Here is an 18754-nt window from a genome sequence, read left to right as displayed (position 1 = left end):
TATGCCTTCACACCGGCGTCAAGGCAAGATGGGACCATGGTCAACGGTCCGGTGGCGTTCGTGCTCGGTGGCGGTGGCGTGCTCGGCGCCGTCGAGGTCGGGATGCTGCGCGCACTGTTCCGGGCCGGGTTCCGGCCGGACGTGGTGGTCGGCACGTCGATCGGCGCGGTCAACGGCGCGCTCGTCGCCGCTGATCCGTCCGAGGCGGTGACCGATCGTCTGCTGCGGCTCTGGACCTCACCGGAGGCGGCGGCGGTGTACGGCGACTCGCTCGGCCGCCAGATGCGCCGGTTCGCGGCCCGCACCCATCTGCACTCGCCGCGCCCGCTGCGGCGGTTGCTGGAGAGCGAGCTCGGCGAGGGCACCGCGTTCGGTGACCTGAAGATCCCGTTCCGGTGTTGCGCGGCGAGCATCGAGCGGGCCGCCGAGCACTGGTTCGACAGTGGACCGCTCGTCGACGCGGTGCTCGCCTCCTCGGCCGTGCCCGGTCTGCTGCCACCCGCCGAGATCGATGGCGAGCACTATGTGGACGGCGGCATCGTGAACTCGATCCCGATCGGCGAGGCGGTCCGGGTCGGCGCGAAACTGATCTTCGTGCTCCAGGTGGGGCGGGTGGAGCGGCAGCTCAGCGTTCCGAAACGGCCGTGGGAGGTGGCGCAGGTGGCGTTCGAGATCGCCCGGCGGCACCGGTTCGCGCGGGAGCTTGCGTCGCTGCCCGACGATGTCCGGGTGCACGTTCTTCCCAGCGGTGGCGGCGAGGCTCGCGACGATTCCCCGTGGGCGTACCGGGACATGGCCGCTGTCGGCCGCCGGATCAGCCGTGCTTACACGGCGTCCCGCCGGTACCTGTCGGCCAACGTGAACCCGCTGCCGGAGCAGTGATGGGCCTGCCGCCGATCTGGGTACGCCGTGTCGTGCTCGCCCCGCTCGTCGTGCTGCTCGCCACGACGCTTGTCACCACGCTGCCGGTCTGGCTGCTGATCGCCCTGGCCGCGTCGCCGTTCGTGCCCGGCCGGCTGCGGGTGCCCCGGCTGGTCTTCCTGCTCGTCGTCTACCTGGTCTGGGACGCGGTGGCGCTCGTCGCCCTCGCGGTGACCTGGGTGGCCTCGGGGTTCGGCTGGCAGATCCGTAACGCGTTCTTCCAGCGGGCCCATTACGTGATGACCGGATGGTTCCTGCGGATCCTGTTCTGGTTCGCCCGGTGGTCGCTGCACCTGACGATCGACGTGGTCGGCACCGATCCGGACACCGCGATCCCCGGCCGCCCGGAGATCGTGGTGAGCCGGCACGCCGGTCCGGGCGACTCGTTCACGCTGATCCACGCGCTGGTCAACTGGTTCGCCCGGGAGCCGCGGATCGTGCTGAAAGCGGCCCTGCAGTGGGATCCGGCGGTGGACGTGCTGCTCAACCGCCTGCCCAACCGGTTCATCTCGCCCGGCCGCACCGGGACGGCGACGCTGGAGGAGCAGATCGGCGCGCTCGCCACCGGCCTGGACCACAACGACGCCTTCGTGATCTTCCCGGAGGGCGGCAACTTCACGCCCGGCCGCAAGAAGAAGGCGATCGCCCGGCTCCGGGCCAGCGGGCTGGACGAGATGGCCGAGCGGGCCAAGCACCTGAACAACCTGCTGCCGCCGAAACCGGGCGGCCTGTTCGCGGCGATCGACGCCGCGCCGGACGCCGGAGTGATTTTCGTGGCGCACACCGGCCTGGACCGGATGGTCACGGTGTCCGACGTCTGGCGCGAGCTGCCGATGGACAAGCGTCTGGTGATGAAGTTCTGGAGCGTGCCGCCGGAGGAGGTGCCGGCCGGCGAGCAGGAGCGGGTCGACTGGCTCTACGACTGGTGGGCCCGGATCGACGAGTGGATCGACGCCAACCAGCCGCCGGACTTCCCGCTCCCGCGACTCCAGCCGTCCCGGGTTCAGCCGCCCAGGGCTCGGTAGACGTTCTCCGGGGCCTCGACCACTGTCGCGGCCTGCGGCTGCTCGGCGTCCACCGTCCGGCCGTATTCGGTGTACCGGACCTCGACCGGGGCGATCGTGGTGCCGTTCACGGCGGGCAGCTGCAGCGTGAGCGTGGCGAGCCGGCCCTGCTCGTCGAGGGCGGCGACGAACGGCACGCGCTGCGCCGCCGAGCCGTACCCGTCGATGGTGACCCGGTCCAGGCCGGCGATGCCGGCCGCCTTGGTCAGGTCGACCGTGCCGGAGTACGAGTTGCCGCCGGTGGACCGCACGTCGGTGGTCGAGGCGAGCAGGTTCGCGCTGTCCACCGGGTCGATCCGGCCGGGCCGCAGGCCGACGTTGGCGCCCTCGGGCAGCCGGCTCATGTCGAGGTGGGTCCAGGTGCCGTCCTTGGTGATGGTGGGTATCTGCGCCCACAGGTCCTGCCCGATCAGCAGGGACTTGACGGTGATCTCGGTGTTCGGCCCGCTGGCGGTCAGCTCGGCGGTGCCCTTGCCGCCCGGCGGGTCGAGCAGCGCGATCATCGTGAAGCCGCTCCCGGCCGTGACCGTCATGGTGTAGCTGGTCGTGCCGAGCGCGGCGGTGGCCTTGCCCAGGGCGGCGGTCGCGGCGGGGTCGGCTGTCGCGACGACGCTCGGGTTCTCCACTGGCGATCGGGACGGGCCGGGTGATGCGGTGTCGGCGTTGGCGCAACCCGTCAGGGCGAGCGTGGCGGTCGCCGTATAAATGGCGATTTTCCGCATTATGTGTCCCTCCTGGAATGTGACGCCGGTCGATCAGGGGATTCCCGGGCGAGTGACTTCGCAAACGGACAAGTCCGGCCTCGCGGACGCCCGGATTTCTCGCCGGATCATGTGGCGGGCATGATGGGCCGGTACGCGTTACCCATGGGGAGGACTCGTGAGATTCGAGGTCAGCAAGGTCCTCGACGCCATCGAGGTCCGGCTAACCACTGACCCGGCACTCGCCCGGGCCGTGGTCGATCTGTCGGAGGTCGTCCGCTACGCGGATCTCGACGGTGGTCGCCCGGCCAGCCTGGTCCGCCTCGGGCTGCTGGTCGATGCGCTCGGCCGCTACGTCGCCGAGGAGAACGTGCCGGTCTACGCGGTCGCCCCGCGCGGCCTCATCTCGGACACCGACCTCACGTCGAACGAGCGGATGGTCGTCCGCCGCTGGGCCGACGACGGCAAGATCGAGGTCGTTCCGCAGCTCGACGACCGGGTGCTCGAAGTGGCCGAGATGCTCGGCCTGCCGGTGCTCACCCGGGACCGGGAGGACCGCTTCCGCGACCGCCGGCCCTGGGTGGCCGATCCCGGCCGCCTTCTCGCCCTGGTGTCGAACCAGGGTGGGCCGACGCTCGTCCCGCGGGTGGGCCGGGGCGAGGTGGCGCCTCCGGTGCCGCGCTCCCCGCTCGGCGAGCGCCTGCTCGCCCGGATCTGGAGCTGCCCGGCGCCGAACTGCACCAGTTACGGCAGCGGCGGCGACTCGGACAGCTTCTTCTCCGACATGCGGACCTACACCAGCCCGGTCTCCCAGCCGCCGCCCGCGCTACGGGCCGGAGTGCCGACCTGCCCGCGGCACGGTGAGCGGCTGCGGGACGCCGGCGCGCGGCCGGGCACCGAGGTCTTCTCGGTACGCATCGACGGGGTGATCCGCCAGCGTTTCGTGGTCTCCGAGGACAAGCCGGTCGTGGTCGGCCGGGCGCCCGAGGGCGGCGACGGCGTCATGCTCGGCCAGTGGCTCAGCGACGACGCCCGGAAATGGATCAGCCGGGGGCACGTCCGGCTCAGCCTGCGCGGCGACGAGGTGACGGTGCAGGACGTCAGCACGAACGGCTCCGGCATCCGCCCGGGCGGCTCGTCCGACGACGACGCCCGGCTCTCCCTGAAACGCCAGGAGAGCCGGATCCTCGGTCCCGAGGACGTCGTGGAGCTCTACGCAGGGGTGCACCTCGGCCGCTCGAAGCTGTGGGCGAGCGGTGGCGTGGTGCAGCCGGAGTCGGTGATGGGCGAGGCGCCGACGATGGCGTTCCGCCCGGTCGGCCGCTAGGGCCCGGTCGGGCCCTAGTTCTTCAGGATCTCGGCCAGCTGCGTCAGCGCGTGGTCCAGGTCCTTCTCGGTGACCACGAGCGGCGGTGCGAGGCGGATCGTCGAGCCGTGGGTGTCCTTCGCGAGGACACCCCGCTCGGCGAGCCGCTCGCACGCCTGGCGGCCGGTCATCAGCAGCGGGTCGATGTCGACACCGGCCCAGAGCCCGCGTCCGCGTACCGCCACCAGGCCCTTGCCGATCAGGTCCCGCAGACCCGCGTGCAGCCGGGCGCCGAGCCGCTCGGAGCGCTCCTGGAATTCACCGGTGGCGAGCAGCCGGACCACTTCGGCGCCGACCGCGCAGGCCAGCGGATTGCCGCCGAACGTGGAGCCGTGCTCGCCGGGCCGCAGCACGCCCAGCACGGACCGGTCGGCGGCGACCGCGGAGACCGGCACGATCCCGCCGCCGAGCGCCTTGCCCAGCACGTACATGTCCGGGACGACGCCCTCGTGCTCGATCGCGAAGGTGCGGCCGGTGCGGCCAAGACCGGACTGGATCTCGTCGGCGATCATCAGCACGTTGCGCTCGGTGCAGAGCTCACGCAGACCCGCGAAGAACCCCGCCGGGGGTACGAGCACACCCGCCTCGCCCTGAATCGGCTCCATCAGCACGGCCACCGTGTTCGGGGTGATCGCCTTCCGGACGGCCTCCAGGTCGCCATAGGGGACGACGACGAAACCCGGTGTGTACGGCCCGAAGTCCGCTCGTGCCTCCGGGTCGGTGGAGAAGCTGACGATCGTGGTGGTGCGCCCGTGGAAGTTGCCGGACGCCACGATGATCTCGGCACGCTCGTCGGCGACGCCCTTGACCCGGTACCCCCATTTGCGGGCCACCTTGATCGCGGTCTCGACGGCCTCGGCGCCGGTGTTCATCGGCAGCACCAGGTCCTTGCCGCAGAGCTCGGCCAGCCCCCGGCAGAACGCGCCGAACTGGTCGTGCACGAACGCGCGGCTGGTCAGCGTCACCCGGTCCAGCTGGGCGTGCGCCGCGGCGATCAGGCCGGGGTGCCGGTGCCCGAAGTTGAGCGCCGAGTAACCGGCCAGGAAGTCGAGGTAGCGGCGGCCGTCGACGTCGGTCACCCAGGCGCCCTCCGCCTCGGCGACCACGACCGGCAGCGGGTGGTAGTTGTGTGCCGTCCAGCGCTCGGCCTCGGCCAGCGCATCCGGCGTACGAAGATCGACGGTGGTCACGAGCGCACCTCCAGCGTGCAGCACTTCGGGCCGCCGCCGGCTTTGCGCAGCTCGGACAGGTCGACCCCGATGGTCTGGTAACCGGCTTCCGCCAGGGAAGCCGTGAGGTCCGTGGCCTGCACCGGCAGGACCACGGTACGGCCGTCGCTGACCGCGTTCAGGCCGAGCACCGCCGCGTCCTGCGGCGTCGCGACGATCGCGTGCGGGAACAGCTGCCGCAGCACCGCCTGCGATCCCGGCGAGAAGGCCTGTGGCAGGTACGCGATGTTCGTCTCGTCCAGCACGCAGAGCGCCGTGTCGAGGTGGTAGTACGCCGGGTCGACCAGCTGCAGCGTGATCACCGGCCGGCGCAGCACCTCCTGGGTCTCCGCGTGCGACGCGTGCGCGGTGCGGAACCCGGTGCCGGCCAGCAGCACGTCCCCGGCGAGCAGGATGTCGCCCTCGCCCTCGTTGGTGTGCTTCGGCTCGTGCACCTCGAAGCCGCGGTCCCGGAACCAGGACGCGTACGCGGGGGCCTCGTCGGCCCGCTCGGCGTCGCGGAACTGGACGCCCAGGACCCGGCCGTCGACCACGGTGCCGCCGTTCGCGGCGAACACCATGTCGGGCAGCCCGGGCAGCGGGTCGATCAGCTCGACCGTGTGGCCGAGGTCGAGGAAGGTCTGCCGGAGGTTCTCCCACTGGCTGACGGCCAGCGCGTTGTCGTACGGCGCCGCCGGGTCCATCCACGGGTTGATCCGGTAGGTGACGGCGAAGTGCGTGGGCCGGCACATGAGATAACGGCGCGGCGTGGCGGAGGACGTCATGGAAGAAGACGCTATGCGGCATCGACCGACGACAACCCTGGATCAACCATGCGTGGAGCGGCGGAACGTTGCGTGATCACGGGGGACTGTGGCGATTCGTTGCGCACACGCTTGAGGGACCGGCGAACCGCCGGTCCCTCAGAGCATTGCGGTGTCTCCGGCGAACCGCCGGAGCCTTTCGGGGCGGGAACGGGGTGAGCCGTCCCGGTTCCGAGGAGGACCGCCGGTGCATCACCGGCGCTGGATGTCAGGTACCCGTCAGAATCGATTCTCAAACTGTGCGTCAAGCCACTGCCGGAGATCGCTGACCGGCTGCATGTCGGTGCCGAGCCAGCTCAGCGAGCCGGTCAGGGCCAGCACGCCGATCACGATCGCGCCGAGCGAGAGCAGCAGGCCGAGCAGCGCGTCGGTCTTGCCGGCGACGTGCCGCTTGCGGGTGGCGAGCAGGCCGCCGAGCGACAGCAGCAGACCGAGCGCGGCCACGCCGATGCCGTAACCCATCAGCGGGCCGGAGAGCACCAGCAGCGCGCCCGCCACACCGAGGATCAGACCGGCGGTGGCCATCAGGCTGGCGCGCGGCTTACGGTCCTGGACCGGCTGGGCGTCGACCGCGGCGCGGCCGGCCGGCGGGCGCTCCTCGGTCACCGCCGCGGCCCGCTCGGACTCGGTGCGGGGCCGCTCGGTCCGGGTCGGCTCGGTGCGGGCCGGCTCAGTGCGGGCCGGCTCGGTGCGGGCCGGCTCGGTGCGGACGGCCGGAATGGTCGTGGTGGTCTCGTCCCGGGGCGGGGTGACGGTGCTGGTCCGCGGCGCGACCGGGGAGCGGTGCGGCAGCCGGTCGTCACGCTGCGTTGTGGTCGTAGTGGGCCGGTCCTCGACCGTGCTATCGGCCGAGGCCTGGCGGGGGAAGGAAGGAATCCTCACGTCAGCACCTCCGAGCAATTTTCATCAGTGATGACGGTCTCTATACCCCGCCCTTCCGGAAACGACACGAAGGGCACGTGGATGTCACTCCACGTGCCCTTCTTCGCTGCTGAGGATCAGCCGATCGAGGCGGCGGTGTGCACGTCGGCCGTCGTGGTGATCACGTGGTCGACGAGGCCGTACTCCTTCGCCTGCGGCGCGGTGAACCAGCGGTCCCGGTCCGAGTCGCGCTCGATCTCCTCCGGGGTGTGCCCGCTGTGGAAGGCGATCCGCTCGTTCATCACCTGCTTGATGTGCAGCATGCTCTCGGCCTGGATGGCGATGTCCGCGGCGGTGCCTCCGATGCCGCCGGAGAGCTGGTGCATCATCACCCGGGCGTGCGGCAGCGCGAACCGCTTGCCGGCCGTCCCGGCGGTGAGCAGGAACTGGCCCATCGAGGCCGCCATGCCCATCGCGACGGTCGCGACGTCGTTCTTGATGTACTGCATCGTGTCGTACACCGCCATGCCGGCGCTGATCGAGCCGCCGGGCGAGTTGATGTACAGCGTGATGTCGCGCTCGGAGTCCTCGGACGCCAGCAGCAGCATCTGCGCACAGATCCGGTTGGTCACCTCGTCGTTGACCTCGCTGCCGAGGAAGATGATCCGCTCCCGGAGCAGCCGCTCGAACACCTGGTCGTCGAAGGACGCGCCGCCGCCGCGCATGGTCGTGTCAATGCTCATGAGCCCACCTTCTCGCATCGCTGTTCTCGATTCACACCTTCTCCCAGGCGTGGCGTGACGGCCACTGATTCCCCTCAGGGCGAATCCGCTGTCGGCAGAACCGGACCGCGGTGGCAATCATCACGCCGAATCGGTGCCGTGCCGCGCGGCGGATACCTTGGTCGCGTGCCGGAGGGACATACCATTCACCGCCTCGCCACACGTCACCGCGAGCTCTTCGCCGGGCAGCCGGTCGGGGTGAGCAGCCCGCAGGGCCGGTTCGCGGCCGGCGCCGCGCTTGTCGACGGGCGGGTGCTGCGCGACACCGAGGCGTACGGCAAGCATCTGCTGCACCACTACGAGGACGATCGGACCGTCCACGTCCATCTCGGCCTCTACGGCAAGTTCGCCGACGGTGAGCTGCCCGCGCCGGAGCCGATCGGCCAGGTCCGGCTGCGGATGACCGGTTCCGGTCACTGGCTGGAGCTGCGTGGCCCGACCGCCTGCGAGGTCCTCGACCCGGGCGCCGTGGACCTGCTGAAGGCCCGGCTCGGCGCCGACCCGCTGCGTGACGACGCGGACCCGGCCCGGGCGTTCACCAGAGTCCGGAGCAGCACCAAGCCGCTCTTCGCGCTGCTGCTCGACCAGTCCGTCGTGGCCGGCTGCGGGCTGATCTACGCCAACGAGGTGCTGTTCCGAGCCGGGCTGTCGCCGGAGACGCCGGGCATCGCGATCGACGAGACGCGCTGGACCGCGATCTGGGACGACCTGCGGGCGCTGATGAAGGAGGGCGTGGCGCGCGGCCGGATCGACACCGTCCACACCGAGCACACCCCGGAGGCGATGCGGCGGGCGCCGCGCGTCGACCGGCACGGCGGTGAGGTGTACGTCTACCGCCGTCCCGGCCAGCCGTGCCTGGTCTGCGGGACCGAGGTGGCCCGCGGGCCGCTGGCCGGCCGCAATCTCTACTGGTGCCCGACGTGCCAGCCGGCCGTCAGCGCGCCCCCGGCGAGATCGGTCCGCCGGGGGAGTCGCTGACGAGGCTCGGTCAGCCTGCCGGGGTCGTCGCTGACGGGGTGACACCGGCGGCTGCCACGTCCTCGGGCGCCGCCGGTGACTCCGAGACGGCCGGCGACGGGCTGGGCGACGCCGGGGTGGTGGCCGGCGCCGAGGGCGTCGGGGCCGTTGTCGCGGGCGCCGAGGGCGGAACCGGCGCGGAGCTGGCCGGCGCCGGCGCGGAGCCCGGCAGGCCAACCGTGAAGTTGCTGGTCAGCCACGGCATCAGCTGCTGGTATGCGGTGGTCGTGGCCGGCTGGTTGAAGTCGTGCGACAGGATGATCGATCCCGGCCGGGTATTCTTCCTGACCTCGGCCACCACCCGCTTCACGTGGTCCGCGTCGGACTCGCCGGCCGGGTGGTACCAGTCGCGCGGGTCGACGTCCCAGTAGAGCGAGGTCATGCCGCCCGAGTACGCCACGTCGACCAGCCGGACGGTGAAGTTGCCGCCGGGCGCCCGGAAGTAGGGGATCGGCGCGCCGGGAACGGCGGCCCGGATCGCCGCGTTGGTCCGGTCCAGGTCGTGGCGGATCTGCTCCGGCTTCTTCTTGCCGATCTTCAGATCGTGGTCCCAGGTGTGGTTGCAGAGCACGTGCCCGGCCTCGGTGATCTTCCGGACCAGGTCGGGGTGTTTCTGCGCCTGCGAGCCGACCAGGCAGAAGACCGCCTTCACCTGGTATTTCGCCAGGATGTCGAGGATCTTCGGCGTCTCGTTCGGGTCGGGACCGTCGTCGAAGCTGAGGGTGACCGTGCGGGATCCGGTGGTCACCAGCGAGTTGGCCGGGCCGTCGCCGCGCGGCGCTTTCCGGCCGGCCTGCTGCACCTCGGCCGTCGGCTGGGCCCGGGTGGGCGTCGCCGCGGGGCGCTGTGGCGCGGCGGCCCGCGTCACCTCGGGTTCGGCGGCGGGCTCGGTCCACGGGTCCTCGGCGGCCACCGGGGTCTTCGTCACCTTGGGGCTGGTCACCCGGGACGCGACGGCCTGGGCCGCGGCGTTCATCACGCTCGTCGGCCCGCCGTCCTGCTGCGGGATCGTCGGCACGGAGGCGAGCAGCACGCCCGCGACGACAAGGGTGCCGAGCAGCAGCGCCGGCCGGTTCCGCGCGGCGGTCATCCACTCCTCGACGGGCAGCGTCCCCGGCGCGCGGTGTGCGCCGGTCTGCGGGGCCGACGAGGCGGTGCGGCGCGCGTGCCGGGCGGTGCGTGGCCTGCTGCCGCGGGTGGTCCGGGAGGAGCCGGCGGAGGGGTACGCCCCCGCGCGGTGCCGTGCCGACCCGGACGTGTCGGTCGTGCCCGTTCCAGCCGTGCCCGTTCCAGCCGTGCCCGGTCCGGCTGGCCTCGGTCCGGCGGTGCTCGTTCCGGTGGTGTCCGGTTCGGCCGGGACGCTCTCGGCGGGCGTCTCCGTCCTGCGGTGCCGCCCGCCCTTCGCGCCGTCCACACCCGACGTCGGTGCTGCTGGGCGCGGGTTGTGCGGAAACATCCGTCATGCCTACCGTGCTGCATGATCGAACGCGATACCGAATCGGTCATCCCGTCAGCACGCACCGTGATTTCCCCAGGTCACCGTGCGTCACTACGCTCAGCAATATCCGTACCGATAGGGGTGTGATCCTTATCGGTCCGCTTCTGTCGCTTTCGTGAGGCGAGCGAGCTCGTCCACCACGTCCGCGACCGAGGCGCCCCGGGCCAGCATGGCGCGCTGCCGTGCCGCGCCCGTCCCGGCGGCCCGCAACCGTCCCATCAGGACCGTCGCGGTCTCCAGGTCGCCGTGCCGTTCCAGCTCCGGGCGCACGTAGTCGAAGAGCTGCCGCATCAGGCGCCAGGCCGGCCGGGGCTCCCGCGTCGCCATGTCGATGTTGAGGCCCTCCAGGCCGTCGTGCGCGGCCCGCCAGTGCGCGGCCATCAGCAGCGGATGTTCCACGTCCGGGGCCTCGATCCCGTCGCGCACCTCGCGGAGCAGTGTCGCGACCAGGGCCCGGGTGAGCGCGGTGAGCAGCATCGCGTCGTCGAGCGTCGGGGTCACGTCACCCAGCCGGATCTCGACGGTGGGGTAGTTCGCGGAGAGCCGGGCGTACCAGTAGAGCATCCCCTCGTCGAGCATCGCGCCGCTCGCCTCGAGGTCGGAGATGAGCGTCAGGTAGTGCTCGTGCGAGCGCAGGTAGGGCGCCGGGCCGACGGTGGGCCAGCGTTCCCACAACATCGAGCGCCAGCTGGCGTACCCGGTGTCGCGCCCGGCGAAGAGCGGGGAGTTGGCCGCGGCGGCCTGCAGCACGGGGAGCCACGGCCGCAGGTGGTTGAGGACTTTGACGCCGGTCTCCGGGTCCGGGATGCTCACGTGCACGTGCATGCCGCACATGCCCTGACCGGGGGAGAGGTCGCCGAAGCGGTCCCGCATCCGGTGGTACCGGGGTTTGTCCACGATCCGCAGGTTGGGTCCGGCGGCCGGGCCGGTGCCGACCGCGACCAGGCGGGCGCCGGCACGCTCGGCGGCCGCCGCGACGCCGGACCGCAGCCGGGTCATCTCCGCGCGCAGGTCGGCGAGGTCCAGCCGGGGCGGGCTGGCCACCTCGATCTGGCTGCGGTAGTACTCGTGCTGAACGCCGTCCCGGATGCCCTCGGGCAGCGCGGCGAAGACGTCCTCGACCGCCTCGACGGCGCGTGGCTCGGCCGCGTCGACGAGCAGGTACTCCTCTTCGATGCCGAGAGTCAGCAGATCGTGGCGCTCGGCCTCGGCGGCGATGTCCGCGGGAAGCGAGGTCCCCTCGGTGGCGGTGTCCATGGGCCGCCAAGTACCCGTGGGGACGTGCCGCTAAGCATTGGCATTCGTCCATGTTGACACGTCGTGTAACAAGCGTGAAACTTTCGTGAGAGCGCTCTCTCGTCCCCTCGAAAGGCGTGGTGTCCCCATGCGAAGTCTCCGAGCTCTCGCCGCGGCCGTACTGGTGGTGGCCGCCTCCGTGACGATCGTGACCACGGCCGACGCGGCGGTGCCGCCGCCGCCGTCCGGCATGACGCTGGTCTTCAGCGACGACTTCACCGGTGCCGCGGGCACCGGCCTCAACCGCTCCAACTGGCTCTACTCCATCGGCACCGGCTATCCGGGCGGCGCCCCCAACTGGGGCACCGGCGAGGTCGAGACGATGACCGACTCGACCGAGAACGTCTACCAGGACGGCAGTGGCAACCTGGCGATCAAGCCGATCCGGGACTCGGCCGGCCGATGGACGTCCGGCCGGGTCGAGACCCAGCGGACCGACTTCGCGGCACCGGTCGGCGGCCGGGTGCGCATCGAGGCGCGGATCCAGCAACCCAACGTGACGGGCCCGGCGGCCGCCGGTTACTGGCCGGCGTTCTGGGCGCTCGGTGACGCGGCCCGTCCGGTGGGCGCCACGAACTGGCCGGGCATCGGCGAGTGGGACATCATGGAGAACATCAACGGGCGTCCCAGCGTCTTCGCGGCCCTGCACTGCGGCACCAATCCCGGCGGACCGTGCAACGAGACCACCGGCCTGGGTAGCGGGGAGCGGCCGTGCAACGGCTGCCTGACGAGCTTCCACACCTACGCGCTGGAGTACGACCGCAGCACGTCACCCGAGCAGTTGCGGTGGTACCTGGACGGCGTCAACTACTTCACCCTCGACTCGACCGTTGTCGACGCCACGACCTGGAACAACGCGACCCACCACGGGATGTTCGTGATCCTCAACGTGGCGATCGGCGGCGGCTTCCCGGCGGCGTTCGGCGGCGGTCCCACCGCGCAGACCCAGTCCGGCGTCCCGATGCTCGTCGACTACGTGGCGGTCTGGCAATCCCCCGGCGGCACCACGCCGACCACCTCACCGACCACCTCACCCACCCCCGGCGGCTCGACCCGGGACGCGTACGCGCGGATCGAGGCGGAGTCCTTCAACGCGTCCGCGGGCGTGCAGGTGGAGACCTGCGCGGAGGGCGGGCAGGACGTCGGGTGGATCGCGAACGGCGACTGGCTGCGGTTCGACAACGTCAACTTCGGCACGGGCGGCGTGAAGGACTTCGTGGCCCGGGTCGCGTCCGGCGCGGCCGGCGGGGTCAGTGGTCTGGTGGAGGTGCGGCTGGACAGCCGGAGCAACGCGCCGATCGGCAGCTTCGCGCTCGGCGGCACCGGCGGCTGGCAGAGCTGGCAATCGATTCCGGGCAACGTGTCCAATGTGACGGGTACGCACACGGTGTTCCTCACGTTCAGTAGCGGTCAACCCGCTGACTTTGTGAACATCAACTGGATCCAATTCCGCCGGTAATACTTTTTATCGACTGGTCCTGATGGGTCGTATCCGCTGACCTGCGGCTGCGGCCCATTGTCGTACCCGAAGATTTTTTAAGGATGTTTAAGGCTGTCACTCTTTACTTTTACTGTTAACAGTCCTAAAGATTGATACACCTCACAGCGTGTACGGAAGGACGTCGATGAAGCGCTCCAGATCGGTCATCCTCGCAACGGTCACGGCGCTCGTCGCCGGCGGCGCGGCGACGTGGTTCGCGGGCAACGCCCAGGCCGCCACGGCCTGTGCCACCGCGTGGAGCTCGTCCGCCGTGTACGTGAAGGGCGCCGTGGTCTCGCAGAGCGGCCACAACTACACCGCGAAGTGGTGGACGCAGAACGATTCCCCGGCCGTCCGGAGTGGTCAGTGGGACGTCTGGGCCGACAACGGGGTGTGTGACGGCGGGGTCGTTCCCAGCGGGTCGCCGTCGGTGTCGCCCTCGTCGTCGCCGTCCTCGTCGCCCTCCAGCTCGCCGTCCGCATCCCCCTCCACCTCGCCGTCCTCGTCGCCGTCCACCTCCCAGTCCCCCAGCAACGGCGCGCTGCCGGCGCACTTCACCACCGGGTACTGGCAGAACTTCGACAACGGCGCCGCGCCGCTCAAGCTGGCCGACGTCCCCGCCGCCTACGACCTGATCGCGGTCGCCTTCGCGGACGCCACCACGACGGCCGGCGCTGTCACCTTCAACCTCGACCCGGGCCTGGCCACCGCGGTCGGCGGATACACCGACGCGCAGTTCAAGGCGGACATCGCCACCCTGCACGCGCGCGGCAAGAAGGTGATCATCTCGGTCGGCGGCGAGAAGGGCACGGTTGCGGTCAACAGCGCGGCGGCCGCCACCGCGTTCGCCGATTCGGTGCACGCGCTGATCCGGACGTACGGATTCGACGGTGTCGACATCGACCTGGAGAACGGGCTCAACCCGACCTACATGGCGAGTGCCCTGCGGTCGCTGCGGGCCAAGGCGGGCAACAACCTGATCATCACGATGGCGCCGCAGACCATCGACATGCAGAACCCGCAGTCCTCGTACTTCAAGCTGGCGCTCGACATCAAGGACATCCTGACCGTCGTCTTCACCCAGTACTACAACTCCGGCTCCATGCTCGGCTGTGACAACAACGCCGCGTACGGCCAGGGAACCATCAACTTCCTGACCGCCCTCGCCTGCATCCCGCTGCAGAACGGGCTGCGCCCGGACCAGATCGCCCTCGGCCTGCCGGCCAGCACCCGGGCGGCCGGCGGCGGATACGTGGCCCCGTCGGTGGTCAACGCCGCGCTCGACTGCCTGGCCAGGGGCACCAACTGCGGCACCTTCAAGCCCCCGGCCACGTACCCGGGAATCCGCGGAGCGATGACCTGGTCCATCAACTGGGACGTCACCAACGGCACCAGCTGGGCCAACACCGTCGACCCGCACCTCGCCACCCTCCCCTGATCAACCTCCCCCTCTCGGAGCGTCCCGTGAAACTCAGCAGGAAGATCGCCGTGGTCGCGGCGGTCGCGATGGCCGGAACGGCCGCCGCGATCATCCCGATGACCACCTCGAACGCGGCCGTCGCGTGTGCTCCGGCCTGGAGCGCGAGCGCCGTCTACGTCAAGGACAACACCGCCTCGCAGAACGGCCGCAACTACACCGCCAAGTGGTGGACCCAGAACGAGTCGCCGGCCACCAACAGCTCCCAGTGGGCGGTCTGGGCCGACAACGGCGTCTGCGGCGGCACCACCACGCCGCCGACCACCACGCCCACCACCGGGCCGACCACCCAGCCGCCGGCCACCGGGACGAAGATGGCGGCCGCGCCGTACATCTACCCGGGCTGGGGTAACCCGCCGGCGCCGGCCACTGTCGTCAACGCCACCGGGATCAAGGCGTTCACCATCGCCTTCGTGCTCGCCAGCAACGGCTGCAACCCGGCCTGGGACGGTTCCACCGGCCTCACCGGCGGCGCGCACGCCAGCACCATCGCGGCGATCCGGGCGGCCGGGGCGGACGTGGTCCCGTCGATCGGCGGCTGGAGCGGCAACAAGCTCGGCCCGAACTGCTCGACTCCCGAGGCACTCGCCGGGGCGTACCAGAAGGTGATCGACACCTTCCAGCTGAAGGCGATCGACATCGACATCGAGAACACCGACGAGTTCGAGAACTACGTGGTGGCCGACCGGATCGTCGACGCGCTGAAGATCGTCAAGCAGAAGAACCCGTCGGTGAAGACCATCCTCACCTTCGGCACCACCACCACCGGCCCGAACGCGCACGGTGTCCGGCTGATCCAGCAGGCCAAGGCGAAGAACGCGAACATCGACGTCTTCACCCAGATGCCGTTCGACTTCAGCGGCGGCGCTGACATGTACGCCAGCACGGTAGGCGCCACCGAGGGCCTGAAGAACGTCCTGAAGAGCACGTTCGGGTACACCGACGCGCAGGCGTACTCGCGGATCGGCATCTCCGGCATGAACGGTCTCTCCGACCAGCAGGAGGTCACGTCGGTCGAGACCTGGACCCGGATCCGGGACTACGCCCGGAACAACGGCCTGGCCCGCTTCGCCTTCTGGGCGGTCAACCGGGACCGTGGCTGCGCCGGTGGCGGAGTGGTCTCCGACTGCTCCGGCATCGCCCAGGCGGACTGGGCGTTCACCAAGGTGAGCGCCGGCTTCTGAACCGGCTAACCAGTTGACGCGCGGTCGCCCTCGCGGGCGGCCGCGCGACGCCGTTTGCGCACCTTCTTGACCACCCAGGAGCCGATCGCGATCGCGAAGAACGCCCAGATCGCGTAGTCGAACCAGTGGCTGTACTTCTCCACGTCCTGCCAGCGGTTGCCGAGGGCGTAGCCGGCGCCGACGAAGAGCGCGTTCCACACGCCGCTGCCGATCGCGGTGAACAGGACGAACTGGCCGACCGGCATCCGGTTCGCCCCGGCCGGGATGGAGACCAGGCTCCGGACCACCGGCGCACAGCGTCCGAACAGGACGGTGGCCCGCTCGTGCCGCTCGAACCAGCGGTCCGCCCGGTCCAGGTCGTCGAGGTCCACCAGAGGCACCTTGTCCAGCCAGCGGCGCAGCCGTTCCTCGCCGAGGCCGCGGCCGAGCCAGTAGAGCAGCAGGGCGCCGACCAGCGCGCCGACCGTGGCGGCGACCCAGACCAGCACCAGGTTGACCCGGCCCTCGCTCGCCAGGTAACCGGCCATCGAGAGGACGATCTCGCTCGGGATCGGCGGGATCAGGTTCTCCAGGGCGACCAGCAGGCCGACACCGATCTCACCGGTCGACTCGATCACCGAGGCGACCCAGCCGGTCAGGCCGCCGAGGTTTCCGAGATCGCTTTCGGCCATGTGTGATCCTCCCCCTGGTTTTTCTGGTGGTACCCGCGAACCAGCGTATGAACCGCATGGCGTATATGCCGATGATCGGTATATGCTGCTGCCATGAGCGATGCGCCGATGCGGGAGCCGACATTCCTGGTTCTCACCGCCCTGGCCGAGGAGCCCCGGCACGGCTATGCCGTGATCGAGGACGTGTCAGCGATGACCGGCGGCCGCGTCCGTCTCCGCGCCGGCACTCTCTACGCCGCCCTCGACCGGCTGCGCTCCGAGGGGCTGATCGAGGTCGACCGCGAGGAGATCGTGCAGTCCCGCCTCCGTCGCTACTACCGGCTCTCCGCCGCCGGCGAGCGGAGCCTGGCCGCCGAGACGGCACGCCTGCGCGAGCAGGCCGCGATCGCCGACGGCCGGCTGCGCGCCCGCCGCACCGAGCTCGGGGGAGCGCCCGCATGAGCGCCACGCAGCGGCGACTGCTCGCGCTCTATCCGAGAGACTTCCGCCGGGACTACGAGGAGGAGCTGCTCGCCGTGCTGGCGGCCGAGGGGCGGCCCGGTCCCGGGCAGGTGTTCGACCTGGTCCGTTCGGCGCTGGTGGTGCGTCTGCGGCGGGTGCCCGTGCCGGCCGGCCTCCGGCAGTCCGCCCGGGTGGTCCAGCTCTTCGGAGCGCTGTTGTTGCTGGCGCTCGAGGGGCGCCGGGTGGTCCCGCTGGTCCCGGGGCATCTCGACGTCGTCGCGCCGGTCGACTACGTCCGCCTCGCCGGTTGGTCGCTGGTGCTCGTCGCGGTGGCGAAAGGGTGGCGTCTGCTCGGCTTCACCGGCGCCGCGATCGGACTGGCCGGTGAGATCGCCGCAGCCCTCCGGTGGTACCTCGACACGCCGGCCATGCTGCTCAACGCCTACTGGATCATCATGACGGCGGCCGTGGTGCTGGTCGCCGGTCTGCTCGCGACCCGTGCCGGCCGCCCGCGCGGCCTGCTCCTGGTGTTGTCCGCAGGCGGCCTGTTGATCCTGGTGACCGAGATCGACTGGTTGTTGCCGTACCAGCTGTCCCCATTGCTGGTGCTCGGCAGGGGCGACGTGGAGATGCTCCTCAGCGATATGCCGGCGATGTCCGGCGTCGCCGTTCTGATGCTGGTGGCGGCCGCCGGCCTGGTGCTGGTGGCGGCGATCCGGCAGGAGGCCACGGTCCGCCGCTGGCTGCCGGCCTGGGCCGCGCCGGTGCTGGTCACGGTGCCGCTGATCCGGTCCGGCTTCGACGGCTTCATGGAATACAACTCGTACCATCCGGAGGCCACCCGCCTGATCGGGCCGGTCCAGTGGGCGGCGCTGGTGCTGGTGCCGATGGCGGCGTTCCTGGTGGTGGCGATGCTGAGCGGGCGCTACGAGCGGTCCCGGCAGGCGAAGCTGCCGCGAAGTTGAGGCGTCCGTGCGCCGGGCAACACTCGAAGGGCTGACATGCTCACGCGCTGAGATCCTCAGCTACGTCCGGTCGGAACCACGCTGGTCACCGGCAGTGCGGAGCGTTGCTGCTTTGCGTCATCCTGTGGGGCTCGGGATGTCCACGGCTTTTGGGCAAGCGCCGCCTTCACCCCGGTTACCGGTACGCAGTGTGACAAACGCGGGCGTCGACAGGGTGCCGGTCAGTGCCACTCAGCTTAAGTTGACCATGGTGGCGAACTGGGCGTTTGACGCTCTGGCTGATCGGAGCCTTTCGTTGCGAGGTGGCGGGTTGAGGGTGCGCGGCCCCGCCCGGACGGACTCGCGGGCGGGGCGGATTCGCGGGCGGGCGGCGGTTGAGGGCCGGTGAGGGCGCACGCAACGTCATCGTGAGCGCGCACCCCTGCCAGGGCGGCGATGAGGGCTCACGCACGGCTTCGGTGTGCCGGCGTCCGTGCTGGTGCGGGCTTCGGTGTGCCCGCGTCCCTGCTGGTGCTGCTTCGGTGTGCTCCCGTCCCCGCGCCTGCACCGCATCGTGTGACCTGCCCTCGCTGCCGGACGGGCGTCGAGCCGGCGCGGGCGAGTCGCAGCTCTCGATCACCCACGGCCACCGGGTGAATGCCTCAAATGGACCGTCGAAGGTGCTGCTGCCGCCCAGTGCCGGTCAACACCCGTGATCGTCCCCCGGCGTGCCGGAATCCGAGGGGAACACGGCGCTTCGCGGAAAGTCGCGGACGGCCGGGCCGGCGCGAAGGTTCGACGGGCTCCTCGAGCCTGCGAAGCCACACGCAAACCCGCAGGTCACTCCCTTGACCGTGGCGCACCACACACTCCGGCGAAGTTGGGTCTGCGTGTGGATCTGAGGTTGGGATCGCGCCCGGACTCCACACACTCCGGCGAAGTTGGGTCTGCGTGTGGATCTGAGGTTCGGATCGCGCCCGGACTCCACACACTCCGGCGAAGTTGGGTCTGCGTGTGGA

Annotated in this window: 17 protein-coding genes; 9 read left to right on the top strand and 8 right to left on the bottom strand. The window is 70.7% G+C overall.

Features of this window, described 5'->3' with window-relative positions:
* Nucleotides 1-36 precede the first annotated feature (36 nt).
* Together AB0F72_RS14860 and AB0F72_RS14855 are read left to right on the top strand one after the other, a co-directional pair.
* Entirely contained in the window at nucleotides 37-882 is an 846-nt protein-coding gene (locus AB0F72_RS14860) for a patatin-like phospholipase family protein (RefSeq protein WP_360430505.1), read from the top strand.
* Nucleotides 882-1946 carry a 1-acyl-sn-glycerol-3-phosphate acyltransferase gene (locus tag AB0F72_RS14855; RefSeq protein ID WP_360430503.1) on the top strand — a complete coding sequence of 355 codons (1065 nt, stop codon included), beginning with the start codon at nucleotides 882-884 and terminating at the stop codon, nucleotides 1944-1946. The genes AB0F72_RS14860 and AB0F72_RS14855 overlap by 1 nt, the downstream gene beginning before the upstream one ends.
* Here the strand turns inward: AB0F72_RS14855 and AB0F72_RS14850 are convergent.
* Nucleotides 1925-2707, bottom strand: coding sequence for a hypothetical protein (locus tag AB0F72_RS14850; RefSeq protein WP_360430501.1), 783 nt, complete (start codon nucleotides 2705-2707; stop codon nucleotides 1925-1927). The genes AB0F72_RS14855 and AB0F72_RS14850 overlap by 22 nt on opposite strands.
* Before the next feature lie 157 nt (nucleotides 2708-2864).
* Between AB0F72_RS14850 and AB0F72_RS14845 the strand changes: the two genes are divergently transcribed.
* Nucleotides 2865-4013, top strand: coding sequence for an FHA domain-containing protein (locus AB0F72_RS14845; protein WP_360430499.1), 1149 nt, complete (start codon nucleotides 2865-2867; stop codon nucleotides 4011-4013).
* 14 nt (nucleotides 4014-4027) lie between these two features.
* Here the strand turns inward: AB0F72_RS14845 and rocD are convergent, their stop codons facing one another.
* From rocD to AB0F72_RS14825, 4 genes are all read right to left on the bottom strand, one after another.
* Nucleotides 4028-5242, bottom strand: coding sequence for an ornithine--oxo-acid transaminase (gene rocD, locus AB0F72_RS14840; protein WP_360430497.1), 1215 nt, complete (start codon nucleotides 5240-5242; stop codon nucleotides 4028-4030).
* Nucleotides 5239-6045, bottom strand: a complete 807-nt coding sequence (ddaH, locus tag AB0F72_RS14835) for a dimethylargininase (protein WP_360430495.1) — start codon at nucleotides 6043-6045, stop codon at nucleotides 5239-5241. Before ddaH ends, rocD begins: the two co-directional genes overlap by 4 nt.
* Nucleotides 6046-6303: 258 nt before the next feature.
* Nucleotides 6304-6966, bottom strand: coding sequence for a hypothetical protein (locus AB0F72_RS14830; RefSeq protein WP_360430493.1), 663 nt, complete (start codon nucleotides 6964-6966; stop codon nucleotides 6304-6306).
* 116 nt (nucleotides 6967-7082) lie between these two features.
* Entirely contained in the window at nucleotides 7083-7706 is a 624-nt protein-coding gene (locus tag AB0F72_RS14825; protein WP_360430491.1) for an ATP-dependent Clp protease proteolytic subunit, read from the bottom strand.
* 147 nt (nucleotides 7707-7853) lie between these two features.
* Between AB0F72_RS14825 and AB0F72_RS14820 the strand changes: the two genes are divergently transcribed.
* On the top strand, nucleotides 7854-8705 hold the full coding sequence (locus AB0F72_RS14820; RefSeq protein ID WP_360430489.1) for a DNA-formamidopyrimidine glycosylase family protein: 852 nt from the start codon (nucleotides 7854-7856) through the stop codon (nucleotides 8703-8705).
* 10 nt (nucleotides 8706-8715) lie between these two features.
* Here AB0F72_RS14820 and AB0F72_RS14815 read toward each other — a convergent pair whose 3' ends face one another.
* Together AB0F72_RS14815 and AB0F72_RS14810 are read right to left on the bottom strand one after the other, a co-directional pair.
* Entirely contained in the window at nucleotides 8716-10200 is a 1485-nt protein-coding gene (locus AB0F72_RS14815) for a polysaccharide deacetylase family protein (RefSeq protein WP_360430487.1), read from the bottom strand.
* 132 nt (nucleotides 10201-10332) lie between these two features.
* Nucleotides 10333-11499, bottom strand: a complete 1167-nt coding sequence (locus AB0F72_RS14810; protein ID WP_360430485.1) for a glutamate--cysteine ligase — start codon at nucleotides 11497-11499, stop codon at nucleotides 10333-10335.
* A gap of 127 nt (nucleotides 11500-11626) precedes the next feature.
* Here AB0F72_RS14810 and AB0F72_RS14805 point away from each other — a divergent pair, with 127 nt between their 5' ends.
* The 3 genes from AB0F72_RS14805 to AB0F72_RS14795 all read left to right on the top strand — a co-directional run bounded on the left by AB0F72_RS14805 (nucleotide 11627) and on the right by AB0F72_RS14795 (nucleotide 15679).
* A complete protein-coding gene (locus AB0F72_RS14805) occupies nucleotides 11627-12997 on the top strand; it encodes a carbohydrate-binding protein (RefSeq protein WP_360430483.1) in 1371 nt (456 codons plus the stop codon).
* 166 nt (nucleotides 12998-13163) lie between these two features.
* Complete coding sequence (locus tag AB0F72_RS14800) at nucleotides 13164-14456, top strand: glycosyl hydrolase family 18 protein (protein WP_360430481.1); 1293 nt, start codon at nucleotides 13164-13166, stop codon at nucleotides 14454-14456.
* A gap of 26 nt (nucleotides 14457-14482) precedes the next feature.
* Nucleotides 14483-15679, top strand: coding sequence for a chitinase (locus AB0F72_RS14795; protein ID WP_360430479.1), 1197 nt, complete (start codon nucleotides 14483-14485; stop codon nucleotides 15677-15679).
* 5 nt (nucleotides 15680-15684) lie between these two features.
* On the opposite strand, the gene AB0F72_RS14790 is transcribed toward AB0F72_RS14795, so the two are convergent.
* Nucleotides 15685-16350, bottom strand: a complete 666-nt coding sequence (locus AB0F72_RS14790; RefSeq protein WP_360430477.1) for a DedA family protein — start codon at nucleotides 16348-16350, stop codon at nucleotides 15685-15687.
* A 93-nt stretch (nucleotides 16351-16443) separates the two neighbouring features.
* Here AB0F72_RS14790 and AB0F72_RS14785 point away from each other — a divergent pair, with 93 nt between their 5' ends.
* Together AB0F72_RS14785 and AB0F72_RS14780 are read left to right on the top strand one after the other, a co-directional pair.
* Nucleotides 16444-16791 carry a PadR family transcriptional regulator gene (locus AB0F72_RS14785; RefSeq protein WP_360430475.1) on the top strand — a complete coding sequence of 116 codons (348 nt, stop codon included), beginning with the start codon at nucleotides 16444-16446 and terminating at the stop codon, nucleotides 16789-16791.
* Nucleotides 16788-17756 (top strand): hypothetical protein, encoded by a 969-nt coding sequence (locus AB0F72_RS14780; RefSeq protein WP_360430473.1) that lies wholly within the window; start codon nucleotides 16788-16790, stop codon nucleotides 17754-17756. The genes AB0F72_RS14785 and AB0F72_RS14780 overlap by 4 nt, the downstream gene beginning before the upstream one ends.
* The last annotated feature ends 998 nt before the right edge of the window (nucleotides 17757-18754 follow it).

Source organism: Actinoplanes sp. NPDC023936 (assembly GCF_040639325.1).
Taxonomy (GTDB): domain Bacteria; phylum Actinomycetota; class Actinomycetes; order Mycobacteriales; family Micromonosporaceae; genus Actinoplanes.
Note: the sequence above shows the minus strand (reverse complement) of the source record. Positions and strands in the feature narration are given on the sequence as shown.